This window comes from uncultured Brevundimonas sp. (genome assembly GCF_963977465.1).
In the GTDB taxonomy this organism is placed as follows: Bacteria; Pseudomonadota; Alphaproteobacteria; order Caulobacterales; family Caulobacteraceae; genus Brevundimonas.
This window is the reverse complement of sequence record NZ_CAXBOQ010000001.1, coordinates 20,791-36,919: the sequence shown is the minus strand read 5'-3', so window position 1 is coordinate 36,919 and position 16,129 is coordinate 20,791. Positions and strand designations below refer to the sequence as shown.

Annotated in this window: 12 protein-coding genes; 1 reads left to right on the top strand and 11 read right to left on the bottom strand. The window is 62.3% G+C overall.

What is annotated here, in order from left to right; genetic code table 11:
* Window positions 1–189: 189 nt before the first annotated feature.
* The 7 genes from AAC067_RS00160 to mobC form a co-directional block, all read right to left on the bottom strand.
* Window positions 190–1,179 carry a hypothetical protein gene (locus AAC067_RS00160; protein WP_339928329.1) on the bottom strand — a complete coding sequence of 330 codons (990 nt, stop codon included), beginning with the start codon at window positions 1,177–1,179 and terminating at the stop codon, window positions 190–192.
* A 52-nt stretch (window positions 1,180–1,231) separates the two neighbouring features.
* On the bottom strand, window positions 1,232–3,340 hold the full coding sequence (locus AAC067_RS00155; RefSeq protein WP_339928327.1) for an ATP-binding protein: 2,109 nt from the start codon (window positions 3,338–3,340) through the stop codon (window positions 1,232–1,234).
* 554 nt (window positions 3,341–3,894) lie between these two features.
* Window positions 3,895–5,844 carry an AAA family ATPase gene (locus tag AAC067_RS00150; protein ID WP_339928325.1) on the bottom strand — a complete coding sequence of 650 codons (1,950 nt, stop codon included), beginning with the start codon at window positions 5,842–5,844 and terminating at the stop codon, window positions 3,895–3,897.
* Window positions 5,841–6,395, bottom strand: coding sequence for a hypothetical protein (locus AAC067_RS00145; RefSeq protein ID WP_339928323.1), 555 nt, complete (start codon window positions 6,393–6,395; stop codon window positions 5,841–5,843). The genes AAC067_RS00150 and AAC067_RS00145 overlap by 4 nt, the downstream gene beginning before the upstream one ends.
* A gap of 228 nt (window positions 6,396–6,623) precedes the next feature.
* Window positions 6,624–7,652, bottom strand: coding sequence for a dsDNA nuclease domain-containing protein (locus tag AAC067_RS00140; protein ID WP_339928321.1), 1,029 nt, complete (start codon window positions 7,650–7,652; stop codon window positions 6,624–6,626).
* Window positions 7,653–7,988: 336 nt separating this feature from the next.
* Window positions 7,989–9,008: a relaxase/mobilization nuclease domain-containing protein gene (locus AAC067_RS00135; protein ID WP_339928319.1), complete on the bottom strand. Its 1,020-nt coding sequence runs from the start codon at window positions 9,006–9,008 to the stop codon at window positions 7,989–7,991.
* Entirely contained in the window at window positions 9,008–9,526 is a 519-nt protein-coding gene (gene mobC / locus AAC067_RS00130) for a plasmid mobilization relaxosome protein MobC (protein ID WP_339928317.1), read from the bottom strand. Before mobC ends, AAC067_RS00135 begins: the two co-directional genes overlap by 1 nt.
* Before the next feature lie 228 nt (window positions 9,527–9,754).
* Between mobC and AAC067_RS00125 the strand changes: the two genes are divergently transcribed.
* Complete coding sequence (locus AAC067_RS00125; protein ID WP_339928315.1) at window positions 9,755–11,089, top strand: hypothetical protein; 1,335 nt, start codon at window positions 9,755–9,757, stop codon at window positions 11,087–11,089.
* Between the two features lie 9 nt (window positions 11,090–11,098).
* On the opposite strand, the gene AAC067_RS00120 is transcribed toward AAC067_RS00125, so the two are convergent.
* The 4 genes from AAC067_RS00120 to AAC067_RS00105 all read right to left on the bottom strand — a co-directional run bounded on the left by AAC067_RS00120 (window position 11,099) and on the right by AAC067_RS00105 (window position 16,037).
* The gene (locus AAC067_RS00120) at window positions 11,099–11,989 is read right to left on the bottom strand and encodes a zincin-like metallopeptidase domain-containing protein (protein WP_339928313.1); all 891 of its coding nucleotides are present in this window, start codon (window positions 11,987–11,989) and stop codon (window positions 11,099–11,101) included.
* 72 nt (window positions 11,990–12,061) lie between these two features.
* Window positions 12,062–12,355 carry a DUF736 domain-containing protein gene (locus AAC067_RS00115; protein ID WP_114816389.1) on the bottom strand — a complete coding sequence of 98 codons (294 nt, stop codon included), beginning with the start codon at window positions 12,353–12,355 and terminating at the stop codon, window positions 12,062–12,064.
* 586 nt (window positions 12,356–12,941) lie between these two features.
* Window positions 12,942–13,979, bottom strand: coding sequence for a HEPN domain-containing protein (locus tag AAC067_RS00110; RefSeq protein ID WP_339928309.1), 1,038 nt, complete (start codon window positions 13,977–13,979; stop codon window positions 12,942–12,944).
* 57 nt (window positions 13,980–14,036) lie between these two features.
* A complete protein-coding gene (locus tag AAC067_RS00105; protein ID WP_339928307.1) occupies window positions 14,037–16,037 on the bottom strand; it encodes a ParB/RepB/Spo0J family partition protein in 2,001 nt (666 codons plus the stop codon).
* Window positions 16,038–16,129 lie beyond the last annotated feature (92 nt).

Sequence of the window (16,129 nt, the reverse complement as noted above, 5' to 3'; positions counted from 1 at the left end):
AAATCCGCTATAACCGGAACTTGGTTTGGTGCCAGGAACCGGACGTTCGCTCGCGGGCGCTTGTGGGCTTCCGCGCCCTAATTGATGCTCGGTACGGTGGGCGGAAGCCGCTCGGAAATGCCAGAGGGGGGAGCGCGTAGCAGTCTCAAACGCGACGGAACTGAGCACTCCCGTGCCGGAAATCGGCCGCTAGTCTGGCACGGAACTGCGGTCGTTTGAGAAAAACGCGTACTCAGAATCGAGGTGCTGAAGGCATCTGGCATCTCCTTGCTCCCGGTCCTCGTCGGCCAGGATTTCATTGCAGACCTCGCATCGGAGGTCGTACCCGCCTTTCCCGCAACAGGCGCAGTCGCCCTCGTCAGTCACCACTGCAACTTCACCGCAGCCCTCGCATCTAAAAACCGGCGGCAGGCCTCCTTGGGTGGCGGCCTCATATAAATCCTGGCCGAAATACTGGACCAGAGTTGGCCAGACGCGATCTTTTGCGGGGAAGTTCGACCCACAGGCCCGGCACTTGAGCTTAGCCGTCTCCTGGTCGACGTCGTAGGGATTTACGAGCTCGAGCAACCCCGAGCGGCAATTGATGCACGACAGATTTGCCCTCGCGGCGCGCGCCATCGTGGGAGACCGCCAGCGCATCGTTTGGATTGACGCACGGCTGCGCGCAAGCTCAGCCTGAAAGACCGCTTCGTTCTCGAGTAGGAATTCCCAGCAGTCGGCCTCAAGCGCGTCAACGGGGTCTAAGCCCAAGACATCGAACAGTCTGCGGATCATGGTGGCCGATTGCGCCACCACCTCACGGAGCTCCCCGCGGCCTCCCAAGTATCGGTAGTGCTCGAGCACGTTCCGATGACTGGTAAGCTTGCGTAGTGGCGACCAGTCGAGATGAATCCCGAGCTGACCGAAGCGCTCGACGATCTGTTGTTCGTCGACGGTCTTTTCGCCTTGTCCTCTGAATACAAGCTGCCCCGCCGGATCCAAGCCTGGCGCGATCCGCGTTTTGATCAGGACCTCGTCGGTCCCTGGAGGCGATAGAAGGCGCAGCTTCTCTTTGCACATAAGGAGCATGCCGGCGTGCACGTTCCTAACGGCGGAGACGAGCCTCCGCTGATCAGTCGATCGGAAATCCTCGACGCCGATCTCGATGGACTGAATGGCGTTGGAGAGGAGTGAGTCCATGGGAACCTAGAGCGTCTACGGCGGATAGGGATCTCGCCGACTTTTGGCAGCGCTACGTTGCTGGCACCTCTATGGGCGCCGTGGCTGGCAGGCGCTCTATCTTCAACTTTCGGAAGAAGGCCTCATTGCGCAGCGCCGCATTCTTCAGAACCTGGTCATAAGGAATGAACTCAAAATATGCGTTCAAATCCTCAAGGTAAGCGAAACGTCCGTCTCCATCTGGTGTCGGCTTATGGATCTGATGCTGACGCAGCAACTCATATAGCTGCTGCGAAGGTTCGGCGATTAAGAAGCACAGGAACGGCGTGCCGCTGTTGATGTCGGTGATGCGTTCACCATCGTAGGAGTAACAGGTCTTCTCAAGCAGTGATTCGATGTACTTTCGGATTTGGATGATTGGATTATCGCCCGGCGCGCCCGAATAGGCCGTCTTGCTGGGGGCCTTGAATTCGACGATGACCGCGGGGTCCATGGTGTTGGCGCGACGGAATAGCATCGGCCGCTTGAAGATCGCCAAATCGGGTTCGCCAGCTTCGCCGAATGCCCCGATCGCTGTCAGGTCAGACCGACGCTCGACTGTTTCCGATTCCGGCATCGTTGTGTCGGCGGCGAACGACCTAATTGGGCGATCGGACGTGATGTAGCTGTAGTAGGCCAAGCGATCGTCGATGAGCCACAGATTGTGGTCGTCATAGTCCATAGTGTCGCTGGTGACGCCTAGGGGGCAGAAGACCTCGTGAACGATATTCTCCGGCTCGTGCCGAGAGGTCGATAGATCAATCTTCCGACGTTCCTTGAGAAGCTCAATCACCCATCGGCGCTCGACGACATATTGCGCCAAGGCGCTTTTCTCAGCATCGCCCAGCTGCGCCGTGAGCTTGGATACGTGTGCCGCGAAGGTCTCGTCGGACATGCTGGCGGTGTTAGCTTCCAGCTTCTCGATCTGCTTGAAGAGCGCCTTGGTCGATCGGTGTCGCTTCAGAGCCACGTCCTGAACTAGGCGCGTCTCATCCCAATTGAGCGGCATGCCGGCAGCGTAGCTTTCGATGTCGTCGATTGCTGACGCATAGAGCGGATTGGTCTCCAATAGCTTGTCGAGCATCTCCCGATTTCGGCGGCGCGGCTCGGCTAAGTAAGGGTCGAGGAAGCTCTTAGCGGTGTCGACTAAGACCTTGTTGACTACCTCGAAGTCGATGTCTCCGAAGTCAAAGCCGGTACGCTCGTGGTTCAACGCGTCGTCGAACAACGGCCCTGACACGAGGCCGATGTAGATGAGCGGACCAAGCGTGTCGTTCGGCAGCGCCTTGAGCCCGATCATCTCCGAAATAGGTTTCGTGATGACCGAACGATCCGCTGCACAATAGATCAAGGAATTGCCGATCGGCGCCAGCTTCTTTGGGAGAAGCACGTGCAGCATCGAGGCTGCGTGCTGCTCGTCGATCACGACCTCCACCGGCTCCTTTGAACCAACGATGGAGTCGAAGAAAAGGTTGGAGAGGTTGGTCGACCGTCCCTCATCGAACAGGTCGATTTTTAGGCGTTTTGGCTGGGCGAACAGCGCAATGAAATGAGCCAGCAGACTATTTCGGATATCTGCCGGATCAACATAAGCCTTGGCACTGTAGGTCTCTCGGAAGCTGTCCAGTTTGACCTGGGTGCCAGTGGCTGCAGCGGCCTCGCGGCCATTCTCAAGATACGAGTCGAACGGCCGGTCGTTGGAGAGCCGGAAGGTGAATGAGCGAGCGACCTTCTCGCCGTCTCGGTCAAACACCGATGAGATTTCGGCTGTGTTGAACACCTTGATCCAAGAGAGGCGCCCGATCCCGCGGCCCTTCTTGTCGGCGCGGTATTCGGTGTCCAACTCGCGAAAATGCCCGAACAGCGCGTCACCAAGGCCGATTCCATTGTCGGTGACGACGAACCCGGTCACCGAAGCATGCGCTCCAATGGCCGAGGATTCTGCACGGAGAACTTCGATGGTGATCTTGCCGTCGTCGGCCCAGGTCTCTGGAAATCGTTCCTGAATTGCGTAAAGGGCGTTGGTCACGGCCTCATAGACCGGCATCATGCAGTTCGACGCGGTCGGGGGGAGATTGAAATTTCTGACCCGGCCCGTGAAGCTGTGACGAAGCTCGGGCAGCGGCAGGATTACGTCAGACATATCGTTAGCTCCCCTACTCGCCACGCTACGACGTTTCCCCTCCTGGGGCGAGTGCCAGCCCACTATCCCGATTTCTGATCGACCTACGGATTAGCGTTCATCGATTTGCGGCGCTCACGAACGGGAGGTTATGCGCGGGCGCGGAGCCGCCGGCTCAGCCGCAGTACGACGAAGAGGTTTGGCGTCGATCAGGTCAAGTCTGCGAAGCCGATAGCGGCAGCTATTTGGAGGGTAGGCCGATCGCTAATGAAGCGCCGCCTTGAGGTTGCGTGATCCGAGTCTAGCGACGCTCGAAGTAGATGCGGTCCCGCACCCTGCGACGCAGAACTTTCTTGACGCTATCTAGGAACGTTTCGAGCGATGGAGCGCCGCCGAATTCGATGACTACCCCGGTCAGGAACTTGGGGTTCTTCACGGCTTGGCCATTGCTCTGCCCGTTCCCATGAAACAGCCCCCTGAGAGCCGAGCAGATCGCGTTAAAAATCCTCTTTCCCCTCGACCCTGACATACAGATGCATCCGGTGATCGTTGGCCATTAGCTCCTCTAGTGCTGGCTAAGCGTCGCGGTAGTAGCTGATCAACGGCGGGTTCTCGACACTGTCACGGAGCATGAGGCGCTGCTCCGACGGTCCTACGTTGGCTGGCGGCGGGTAGTAGGTTTGATCGACTATAATGAGCTGCCAATCCCGCAGCGCCTCGCCTAGCAGATGGTAGAGCTCGTCGTAGAAATTCTCGAAAACCTCTCTGTTCACATCCGGCGTGATGTTCTTCATCGGCGAGTCAATGATCAGCAGGTGCGGCAGGGGCAGGCCGTTCTCTGCGGCAGTCTTGTGCAAGGCCAGAGCATAACAGATCTTCAGAAGCGTCTTTTTGCCTCCGCTGCCGGCATCGAAGAACGTCCAGCTTCGCCCAGGGTCATTGCCTTGAAGGACTTCCGGAATAAGCGTGCGGCGATTGATGACCACCTCTTCCTTTGCAGTGAAGGCTGGGAAGTGGATCGCCAGCAGGACTTCCTTGTAGTTTCTCTCGATCGCTTTGTAATTCTCCTCCGCCGTGAGGAGGGTCGCCTGTTCTTCCAAAATCTGTCGGCGCAGCACCTCCATCGGGGTAGCGAGCGCATCCGCGGCTGCATGAACCCGATCGACCTCCGCCGGCATCTTCCGGATTTTCTCCAGCAGCACGGAACGTTCTTGAATGGCGGCCAAACGCTTCTCATGCTGCCGCGTCCGGGCCAGATATTCCGACTCGAACCGACGGGCTTCGCTACTCAGACGCTCGTCTAGATCGCGTCGTTCTGCGACCTGAACTTCAAGCTTCCCGACGAGCGGCTTTACGGCGCGACGGTGCCGCGTGGTCGACTGCTTGAGGTCCGCAATCCTCGCGTCGAGGTCTTGGCGGATCACATCGACGCTTGTCGCTTCCACCGACCGCTGGAGGGCATCGGGCGTCTTGCATAGATAACAGCAGCCGACCGCGAGCTTCGACGTAGTTTTGACGTCAGTGCCGCATGCCGGACAGGCGTCGAACGATACATCATCCAATACCGCATGAGCCACGGACGTGCGCGCCGCTCTGAACTTCAGTGAGATGAGCTCGGATTCGAGCCCCTCCTGTTCACGAATCCGGAAGCCAAGGTCGTCGAGCGCCTCCTTGGTTTCTCCGATCGTCCGAGTCAGTCTCTCTAGGCGCGCCCTGTCTTCATCTGCGATGAATGTCTCTGGGCGGAAGCCCTGCTCGAGCCGCGCCAGCTCTGCTGTTATGACGAGCGCTTCGTCGTTAAGGCTCGTCAGTTCGTGCGTGATCTTGTCTTCCGAGCCGAACTCGAAGCGCTGCAAGAACTGCTGGATCTGCGCCACGGCCTCGCGCTTTCCGCGTTGTTCTTGGCGTAGCTCCTGCAGCTGGTTCTCGAGTTCGCTGAGCCTCTCGCTCATGTAGCCGACGAAATAACGTATTGCGTCTTGGCTTTTTTCTTTCCGGATAGGCACGTCAAGCAGGAAGAAGTCGGAATCTAGGTGATCCTGATCGAGATATACGAACTTCAGTATGTCGCGGAAACTCAATCTAATCATGCTCGACTCCGGGTCGAACGATCTTTTCCTGACTTTGATGACGCCGATACCGAGGAGGTGCAGCATCAGATCGCTGAAGTTGTAGATGGAATCGCCCAAGACCGGGGACTCCTGCGCCGTCATGGGCGTTGCGCACTGGAAACGTTCGCCGTCCGGGGTTTCCCAAGACACGGAGGCGTAGCTTTTGTCGGAAGGAGTGCGTTCGATCAGGACCTCGTTGACGCCCAAGGTCAGGCTAAGTTGGACCGAGACCAGCTCTGATCGTAACGCGGGCGTGCGGGTCAGCCCGCCGCCAAGGCAGTAGTCGATCAACGCGGGGATGGACGATTTCCCAGCGCCCATTTCACCGTGGAAAAACGACACCCGTTCGGCAAGGAGAACTTCTTCGACGCTCTGGCGGTTGATGAGCTTGAGAAATTGGAGCTTCATCTTCATGGAACTATCGCCTGATCGAATGACAGCGTACCGATCTCCGGGAACGTGTGATAGATAAACTTCATGATGTCGGTTGCGCCGATGTCTATGCTTTCCCGCAATACTTTCGCTCGCTGTGCGAGCGGGGCGAACGCCTCGTTACCAACGATACGCGCAGCCTGCTGGCGGCCACGGTCGGTCAAGGCCAGATTGATTGTTCGACCAGTCGTCTGGATCGACACAAGCCCCTTAGCGGCCAGTAAGTTCAGAAAGCGGCGGTACCGGTGATCCCAAGGGCCGTAGCGGTAGCGGACCATCTCCGCTTCCACAGTCTTACGTTCGTAAGGTTCGATTGAAATCTTCTTTTCGCTGACCTTCCGAGCCCGCATCGCTTTTTCGAAATACGTTGGATAGCGTAAAAGGAAATCGAGCTTTGCGAGCTTGGTGATGCCTTCGATTGCGGGACGTTCTTCATCGCCCCGGTCGAACGCGGCGAGCAGCAGGATCAGCCGGCCGAGATGGATCTGCTCGTCCTGGTCCAGACTAGTGACGATGTCTGCCAGAGAACTCACGTCTTGGTTCTCGACTTGAGCTCGAACTTGTTGCTCCACCACACGGAGCATTCCTCAGTGAGAATTCCGGCGGCGCCAACCAGATGCTCTTCGGTCGCGCCGAATAGAGGCTGAGATTGCGACGTGACCCGTTCAGAAAGTCGTTCGCGCAACCCCTTGTACATTGCTGGAGCATACTCAGCGGGCGTCACCTCTGACGCTTCGATCTTGGCCTCGATGCAGTCGTCCTCAACGAGCGACTTCAGGTGGTTCAGCCGCGCGTTGGCGGTCGCGACGTCCTGTTTGTAGCGCCACCCCGAGATAGAGCTTCTCCATCGAGGCCTTGAAATCCTTAACCTTGTGAATGCGCTCGGCTTGAAGCCCACCCCACTCCAGTTTCTCGGTGAGAACGTCCATGCCTGGGGGCACGCCATCGGCCTCAACGAGGTGGGCGGACACCAAAAGGTTGTCGGCATCGCTTGCGACGGAACTCGTGACAACTTCCGTCACCTTATCGACGCAGATCGTCTTGCCGAGCAGGATCAAAGCGTCGCGATGGGCAGCGAAATCGGAGACAAGTTCATACAGAGAGGTGACACCGCCGCCGAGTGTCATCGAAGAGGCGGAATAGGTGAGGTACATCAGGTTGTCCGCCACCCGGCGAGCGACAAGGGCGCTGCAGCCCTCAACGTCTGTCAATCCCGCAACAACTTCGCGAAGATCATTGGGCGATTTTTCCAGATCGCTCTCATAGCCCACGATCGCCATCTTTAGCATGGCCGAAGCGACATCGCCTTCTGCACAATCGTAATCCTTGCAGATGGTGGCGATGTAGGCGCGCAGGTCATGTTTCGCCGGCAGCCCTTTGACGCCACCTCGATTTTTGATCGAGGTGATCAAGAATGCGATGCAGTTCTTGTCCTGTTTCTCGTCCCAGAATCCGTGGTTGGTGACGAAATGATACGCCTCGAACTTGCCCGGAAACTTCTTCTCCAACTCGGCAAACCGCGCGATGGATTTTTTGAGTGCGGCGTCACTTGATTTGAACGGCTCGCCCTTGAACTGGCGCGTCTTGACCTGAACGCCTTCGAAGGCGCCCGTCTTCTTCCTCAGAAGGATATCCTCAAAGTTCTCGCAATAGACGGTGTCGTGCTTGCAGTCAGGATGCAGCAGTTTGGCGCATTGGATGGCCGCGTATGCGTGCTGATACCGGAAGCGACGCTGAGTGTCGTCACCGGGATCCTTTGTGTCGAGGGTATCCCCCGGGTCTAACGACAAGGCTCTCTCCGATCAGCGCATGTAAATCGTCGCGTTTGCGCCTCGCGCCAACACAGCTTGCGGTGGAGCTTAGTAAGCCAGCGCGACTACAGTCAATTCGCTCTAGGGTCCAGGCACGCAACCGAGAGGGTTGCGTCTAGACGCCTCGTTCGAGCCTCAGCCGAGAAATTCAATTCACTTCGATCGCTCTGACAATGACGATAGCAGGTTCCGGAACGGGCAGACGCTCGTCTTGAGCCGCAGGAGGTATCAAGCGATGTGGATGCTCCTTCGTTGAGACGAGATGCCGCCGAGATCCGTGTTGTGTTGATGGCCCGAAACGCCGGGGACCGTACTTCAGCGCTGCCTCGATCGTTCACCGAGCCGCTTGCCGTCCTCCCCAAGCCACCGACTACGGTCGATCCTCGCCGAAAGCTCCTCACCGCGAGTCCGAACCGACGGCATGTCTTTCACGAACGCCGCGAGCGCCGCGCCCAATTCACGATCCTCCTCCCGATCTGAACGAGACAACGCAAGAGCTTGGGCCGTAAAATAGCGGCGGACGTCCGCCTGTCGCGCGCGACCCGCCTCGACCCACGGCGTCTTTCTCGTTTTGTCGAGCGCCTCCCGCACGGCCGCCACGTCGATATTGGGTGGTTTGCACTGGCCCTGGCTGAAGCGAGAACGAATTCTTCGGAGAACCCCCTGCTCCGCCTTGCGCACGACGCCTCGCGTGCGCCTCGGGGTCGCCTCAGCCTCAACCCCGCGATCCCGCAGAGCGGCCGCAAAGGCCTGCCGCCACTGCTCGAGATCCGCCTTGCGCGGGTTGAGCTTGCGTCCGTCGTGGCCAAGGGTCCGAACCGTCAGATGGACATGGGGATGCCGCTCATCGGTGTGGAAGGCGAAGACATAGGGATGGCTGTCGCCGAACATCTGGCCGGCGAAGGCCCGCGACGCATCGTGCATGCGGAACGGGTCCGTGCCGGGCGGCATGCTGAGCACAATGGAAAGGCTGACCGCGCTGTCCTTGCGACGACGTGGATCCGCCTCGACTTCCGCCATCCAATCTCCGACGAGCCTCCCGACCTCGGCCCGGGACTGGAGCCGCTCGCCGTCCGGCCCCTCAAGCGGAAGTTTTCCGTTCCGCCCGATGTAGGCGAGATGGTTTTGTAGGTGACCGCCGTCGCGGGTCCGCCCCGTGATCTTGACCATCACCTCCGGCACGCGTCGGGCGATCCGATCGAGCCGCACGCGGGGGGTCATGTCGGGGCGGGATCGTGCGATCTGCCCTGTCGGATCGGTCAGGCGCGCGCGCTTTTGCCGGACCGGTGGGCGCACCGTTTCCTCGAACCCACGAACCTGGACGAAGTCCGCCATCAGCGGTCCGACCAATAGTGGAGGTTGCCCTTGAAGGCGTCGTGGACCCCGCCGAGATGAGCGCGGATCTCGACGGCGAAATCGGCGAGTTGAGCGACCTCCAGATCGAGCACCTTGCCCTCGAGGACGGCGGTGTTCATCGCCCTGGCGATCTGGTTCACGTTGACGCCGATGCGCCGCAGCTCCCGCTGGATACCTATGAAGGCGATGGCTTCGGACCGCGAAAGCTGAGGCCGCTCATGGAGGCGCCGCCTGATTAAGGCGACCGTCCATTGGGTGCGGGACAGGCCCGTGCGAGCCGCCTCGAGCTCCAGCAGCGCCATGTCGTCAGAGGTCAGACGGAGAGACAGTTTGGTGTCGAGCCGACCCACGGACGGTGCGGCGAGCTCTGGAAGGGCGGCCTGTGCAGCGGCCTCGATGAGACGGCGCAGGAGACGCGACCGACCGCCCCGCCCGGCCGCCGCGGCGTCGAACCGTCGGATCAGATCAGTTGGTAGGCGTACGGTGAGGCGGTCCATGGGCGAGGTGATGTGTCTGACAATGCCGGCGCAAAGCCTATCCTGCCCTAGACCGTCACCATCCTCGCCCCGTAGGCCTCCGGTGCTGTCCGCCCTCCCCTCGGCGTCCGGAGCCGGCCGCTCGCCCGCCGCCCTGAGGGGCGCCCCAGCCGGGCGGGTGCTGGACAACCGCGCATTCCACCGCCACCTCCATCACTCCCTCGAACCTGTCTCAGGATCACCGCACCCGTGTCGCTTCTCGACGACTTCTCCCGGTTTTCCGCGATCTCAAGCGCCCACGTCTTTCCGAAGATGCGGTTGATGGCGCGGGACCATGAGCCGGATCTGGTCGCCGGTTCGGGCGAGCTTCGGGTCGTCTCCACCAACCTCTTCGAGTTCGCCCTGATCGGCGAGCCCGGGAACCCCGCCTATGTGTTTGAACAGATGCGGCGACAGAAGGCTGACCGCTATGACGGCCTATCGCGGTTCCGATTGGTGCTCGAGGACGACGATGGAACCGAGTACGCGGGCGGATGGACCGTCCCAAGTATCCGCACCGGCGACGGCGCCTGGACCTTCGAGGGTGAAACCGAGTCCTTCATGGGGGGCGGTCGCTCTGAACCGACGCCGACAGGATCGACAGAAGTTCGCTTCCTCATCCCGACAAGGCATCACGCCGCGCAGCTGCTGGCGCACTTCGTCACGACCGCTCGCGACCGCATGCCGCCAGAACCGAGATTCGACCTCAAGGCGTTGGGCCAGACCCTCACCTTCAGGTTTGATCGCGCCATGTCCATGCTGACGATTTCAACGCCAGCCTCGGAGTCGCTCCCGCTGACCTACACGGAGAACTGGCTGGGCGAACCTCTGCGTATCCTGTTCGGCCAGTTGGTGTTTCCACGCATGGTCGCCCGCGTTCAATCGGACGGCCACGCGATGCTCGCTGCAAGGCCCTCCCCTCCCTGGACACGGGACTCCGACTGGACGGCCCTGTGGGTCGACGAGAACGCGGGCTGGGACAAGGCCGGGTTCTGGACCCTTTACGCCGCGCTTCTTACGCACATCGCCACGGCGCGGACGGAGCATGGACCAAATTTCGAGGCAAACCCGGTCACCCGCTTCCATGAGGAGGTGATCCAGGCGACACGCGGATCACGCTGGGTCTGGGCGATGACCCTAGCCAGCAGCATCGAGGGCCTGGTCTTGATGCTGTATCCCCGCGGAACCCGGCGGGAGGACGCCGATCTTGAGGCCAACACCGATCTGATTTGCCACATCCGCGCCTGGTCCGGCGACCACGCCAAGAAGGAGGCGGCCATCCGCGCCGTGCAGAGAACGGCCGAGATCACGACGGCCGTCGCCATGCGCGCACTCGTCGCCGACGCCGCGATCACACGAGATCAGGTCAAGGCTTGGCAGAAAGTCCGCCATGCGGTCATGCACGGAAACCTCGTGTCTCCGTATTCGAGCCAGGAAGATGATGAGACCCTCATCGCGCTCGCCGATCTGATGCGCGCCCTCATCCGACGCATCGTGGGCGTTGGGCCGGTCGCCGGGGATGCCGCGCGACCGGCGAATGCTTAGCGGCCGAGTTCAGGGCGAGGGCTGCAGCGCCTTGAGGTGATCGACTGCCTTCTGCGCATGCGAGGCGGCCGAGACCACGAACCGCACGTCGTCCTTCAACACCTGCAGCCAACTGGCGATATAGGCGGCGTGGTCCTCGCGAGGTTCGAGCGCCAAGCCGAGATCCGCGCAAAGGAAGGCCGCGCCCAGTTCGGCGACGAGTTCCTCGCGCGCATAGCCAGCGTCACCGAAGCGTTGGCGGCCGAAGTCCCGGTCGAGACGGGTGGGATGCCGCGTCCAGTGGGTCATCTCGTGACCGAGGGTGCTGTAGTAGGCGTCCGCCGTCTCGAAGCATTCGAACGGCGGCATCTGCACATGGTCCGCACCCGGCGCGTAGTAGGCGCTGCCTCCGCCGTGGCGAACCTCGGCGCCGCAGTGCTCGAAGAAGGCGTCGATGCGGGCGATACGCTCATCCGGATTGATCTCGACCGTCTCGGGCGCGTCGTAGTGATCGGGCAGGCCTTCGATCTGGTCGACGTTGAAGACCGTATAGGCCTTCAGGAAGGGGATGCGCTGCTGGACATCCGCGCCAGTGTCGTCGGTATCGTCGCGGACGATCTGATTGGCGTAGACGACCGTTGCCCCGCGCTCACCCTTGCGGACGTGGGCGCCGAGGGCCAACGCCTGGCGGAAGGTCATCCAGGTGGACCGTGTGTATCCGCGGTCGGCGGCCTCGCCCCAGAGCAGGACGACATTGATGCCATTGTAGGGCGTGCCGTCATGGCGCAGCGGGCGGCTGACGGAGGCTGAATGGTTCCAGGGTTGGGTCCAGGGCCGAACCCCGGCTTCAAGCTGACTGACGATCTGTTGGGTGATACGGGTGTGGATGTCCGGGCGTGCGGGGTCGGCGGGGCGCGTCATGGCCGCCTCCTTGAAATGGATTGTGGGAAGAAGGAGCGGCGGCGCGATCTCCGCGCCGCCGCGGCTCTTGGGTCAGCGGGACCAGATCAGGCTGTGTCCGCCCTCAACCTCCACCAGGGAGGCGTAGATCGGCGCCGGGAAGCTGGGATCGTCGAGCTTGACCGAGAGGTAGTCGCGGTTCTGCTGGCTCGTCTTCTTCCAAGCGGCGCCGAACTCGGTCTGGCCCGCGAAGATCCGGAAGTCGGGGGCCTTGTCGTCGCTCTTCTCGTTGGGCCGAAGAACCGCCGCCTTGACGTTGAGGGTGAGGGTCTTGATCGAACCGGTGTAGCCGTCGCCTTGAGCGGTGAAGGTGCCGATGGTGGCCATGTCAGTCTCTCCTTTGCTTCGGGCCACGCCTGCCGCGGCCTCGATGGCGATCGGCAGACCGAAGTTCGGGCGGCGCGCAGGGAGAGCGAAGCGAGCCCCCGCAGCGAAGCGGAGGACCGCGATGAGAGACTTTCTTGTTCGCGAGGAAGGCCGTAAGGCCGGGGACGAAAGTCGCGAAAGCGGTTGCGCCAGCCGACCGGGCTTCGGTCAGATCCGCCTCATCGAGAGGCCGCGCCGGCTGGCGCGAAAAGGATGCGAGACGATGGCCGCCGCCTTACCTCCGACACCGCTGGCGACACGCGACCGGTCGCTCAGCCCCCCCCTCGGTCGTTCAGGCTCAGGCCGTGATCGGGAAGACCGTCTCGACGTTGAGGCGCCCCTGAGCAGAGCTGGCCCTGCATCGGACTCGGGGCGCTGAAGATCGAGTCAGGCTGCACCCTCCTCGGGCCGCAAAGGCAAAGATCGGGTGGTCGGGGCAGGAGGCGATACCCTGCTCCGTGGTCAGAATGGCCCAGGCGACATCCTTGATCATACCCGCCACCTGGAAAGCCGTTCGCGGGACAGCAAACGCCTTTCTTGCTGCCGATCAATCGGCGCCGTCAGTCTCGTCGCGCAGCTGGGCAAGGCGTTCCTGACAGACAGTTACAGTCAGACCGCGCAGCACCTCAACCCGTTCGGTCAGCCAAGCCAGTTCCTCGCCGCTGATCTTGTAATGCTCGGAATATCGCGCCTTCACATAGGCCTCGCGCAGCAGTTCGAAACAGCGGCGTTCGAACTTGGTCTCGCGAGGCCAGGCCTCGGCAAGTCGCGGATCGATGGCTTCGGCCTTCTTGCGCAGGAATGCGAGGTTGTGGGCCTTGCCGCTGTAGAGCGTCATGACCAGCAAGATGCAGTGGTACAGGTGCTCTGCACCTTGATGCAGTAGAAACGCGGCCCAGTTTTGGTTGCCGGCTTCGATGTAAAATTTAGCCCCCGACTGCGCCCCGACCGCCGTCGCCATCCACTTCGCATAGTGCCGCTCGGCCTCCTCCAGCGCCACGCGCGCCTTGAGGTCCGCCGGCTTGTGCAGCTTGGCGCCCGGCGTGTCATGGAGCAGCACGCCCTCGCGCACGATGTCGGCGAAGAAGTAGCGCCCGCGATCCAGTTGCTCGTTCACGTCGTCGAGCGAATGGACGATGAGGCTAACGGGGGTGCGGATATCGGGCCCGATCGGCATGGTGCGGTTTTCAGCCTCGTGCCAGAACTCGCCGTCGGTCAGGTCTTCATGATCGACCACGATCAGCAGGTCGAAATCCGAGAAATAGCGCCCGACGGGGTCATGCACCCAGTCGCCGCGCGCATAGCTTCCGTAGAGGATGACCTTGAGAATCTTGCCGTCCTTCAACCGCGCGGCGCGGCGGGTCGAGATCGCCTCCTCGAACGCCGCGCGCACGGTCTCGACCACCTGACGGAGTTCGGCCTGTTTGCGCAGCGGCAGATGATCGAGGCTTTTCTTCATGGCTAGAGTCTCCGCGATACGGCTGCACACGGCAAGGCTGAATACGCCTCCTTCCACCGTCGACCTCGTCGAGCGAGCTTCCTCCAATGCGTACGATGGTCTTCGCCGCCGCACGGCGACGCCCATAGAAAAGCCGCGCGCCCCCAGAGGGCGCGCGGCGAGTTTTCCTTGTCTCAGGGACGATTATTCCGCCGCAAACGAATAGGCGTCGTCATCGCGCGGTTCGCCTGCGTCCTGCCGCTCCGGCTCCGCCGCATCGGATACCGTCCGAAGGACCGGGGGCAGCCACCCCTTGCCCTCCACCAGCCGCTCCGCCGCCTCGGCCATGTCGCTTTTCTTGAACCCGGCGATCCGGCCCGCCTCCTCCGCGTTGACGGCCTCCGTCACCGCCTCCAGCACGCGCGTCTTCGGCACCCGCATGAAGTAGCTGGCCGCCGTCGCCGACCACGTCGCGGTCATGTCGAGGCCGACCGTCGTCACCAGCGTCTCGGCCTGCGCCAAGGCGCCGGGTCGCCGGTCGTGCGGGTCACGTACGGCGTAGAGGCCGACCCCGGCGCAGCAGGCCATCAGGTCCAACTGGTCCGATGGAGCCAACCCGAACACCACGCCCCACAGGTCCTCGGCGCGCTCGGGCAGTCGCGCGCCCCAAGCCTCGCATCGGTCCCGAACCCGGCGACCGGCAGGCCCGTCCTCCACGCCGGGCGCCAGCCGCTCCAGCCCGGTCGCCGTCAGGCGAAGCTGCAGAGGCGTCCAGAGGCCATAGCCCGGGTAGAAGACCTGCAGCGCCAAGGCGTGAACCACCGTCGCCAGCGCCGCGCCCACATCGGCCTGCACGGCGTCGCGCAGACCCATGGTCTTGTGGGCCGTCAGGTCGATGACCAGCCGGTCCGACAGGGCGCTCCCGACTTCTTCCGGCTCCGGCGCGCCCCCGCCTCTCCCGGCGTCTACGTCGCCACCGTCGTCTTCGGTCTTCTCCTCCGGCGGCGGCGCCACGGCGTCCTCGGCGCGGACCAGTCCGCGCTCGAAACGCGCCAGTCCGTCATGGCCGAGCATCACCATGACGCCAGCCCGCGCCTTGGTGTCGGCGGTATAGTCGAAGTCAGGGCCGAAGGCCTGCAAGGCCTTGTCGATCTCCTCCAGCCGTGCATCCGCTTCGGGCGACAGCCCCTCCCCGCCCGCCTCGGAGACGATCCGGTCATATTCTTCCGACAGGGCCGTGATCTCGGCGGCGTCCGCCTCCGACCGTTCGACGGCCACCGGATAGACCCGTCCGAAGACCGAGACGTCCGGATAGTCCAGGGCCGACTCAGCCCACTTCCAGCCCTCCCGCTCGCGCGCCTCGTCGGCCAGCCCGGCCAGCTTTTCACCGACCAGCCGATCCAGCAGGACCACGTCCTCCAGCCAGCCGCCGCCGTCCTCGGTGAACAAATCCCGGAGGATTCCGCCACCTTCGGCCTCATAGGCCTCGACGCCGACGAAGCGGACGCGCCGGTCGCCGACGCTCACCTCGGCCTCGGCCATGGCGCGCCGGATGGCGTAGGCCGGGGTATGGGGACCGACCTGCTCCAGCACCTGCCGCTGCCGGTCCTGATCGTCACTGACGCAGAAGGCGGTCAGCTGATCCAGAGCCAGCGTCCCGGCCCGATAGGCCGCCATCAACTCCGGGGCCGCTGACCCAAGCCGAAGGCGCTGACGCACGACATGGGCCGACACCCCAAACCGGGCGCCGATCTCTTCGGGGCCGTAGCCCTTCTCGACGGTCAGCCGCTGGAAGGCCTCGAACTGGTCGGCGGGGTGCATGGCCTCGCGCGTCATGTTCTCGTCGAGGCTGATCTCGTGGGCGTCGTTCTCGGCGTCCACGATGACGCGCACCGGATGGGTGCGTTCGATCGCCTTGCGCTTGGCCAGCAGCCGAAGCCCCTGACGGCGCCCCTCGCCGATGGTGACAAGGTAGTTCCCAGTCGGAACGCCCTCTCCGTCCCGCTCGACCTCGACCACAGGCGGCTGCAACACCCCCTTGACCTTGATGGAGGCCGCGAAGGCCTCGATGGTCGCTGGACTGTGCGGCGTCTTCCTCGCGTTCTTCGGCGAGGCCCTGAGCCGGTTCAGCGGCACGGTGATCTCCGCGCCATGCGCGGGGGTGGTCGCCTCGGTCGCGACGGTTTCGATGGATTGAGCAGTCATGTCTGCCTCCTTTGGGCATGGGTTGCAGGCACGCGAACTGCGCGCCTGAAACCCTGCCCGTCGGCGAGACCGGGGTAGCAAGGGCCAGGGCG

Bases quoted from the DNA above. Each gene is read 5' to 3' on its own strand.
- AAC067_RS00160 (WP_339928329.1), bottom strand. From the start codon at position 1,179: ATGGACTCACTCCTCTCCAACGCCATTCAGTCCATCGAGATCGGCGTC.
- AAC067_RS00155 (WP_339928327.1), bottom strand. From the start codon at position 3,340: ATGTCTGACGTAATCCTGCCGCTGCCCGAGCTTCGTCACAGCTTCACG.
- AAC067_RS00150 (WP_339928325.1), bottom strand. From the start codon at position 5,844: ATGAAGATGAAGCTCCAATTTCTCAAGCTCATCAACCGCCAGAGCGTC.
- AAC067_RS00135 (WP_339928319.1), bottom strand. From the start codon at position 9,008: ATGGCGGACTTCGTCCAGGTTCGTGGGTTCGAGGAAACGGTGCGCCCA.
- mobC (WP_339928317.1), bottom strand. From the start codon at position 9,526: ATGGACCGCCTCACCGTACGCCTACCAACTGATCTGATCCGACGGTTC.
- AAC067_RS00120 (WP_339928313.1), bottom strand. From the start codon at position 11,989: ATGACGCGCCCCGCCGACCCCGCACGCCCGGACATCCACACCCGTATC.
- AAC067_RS00115 (WP_114816389.1), bottom strand. From the start codon at position 12,355: ATGGCCACCATCGGCACCTTCACCGCTCAAGGCGACGGCTACACCGGT.
- AAC067_RS00110 (WP_339928309.1), bottom strand. From the start codon at position 13,979: ATGGGCGTCGCCGTGCGGCGGCGAAGACCATCGTACGCATTGGAGGAA.
- AAC067_RS00105 (WP_339928307.1), bottom strand. From the start codon at position 16,037: ATGACTGCTCAATCCATCGAAACCGTCGCGACCGAGGCGACCACCCCC.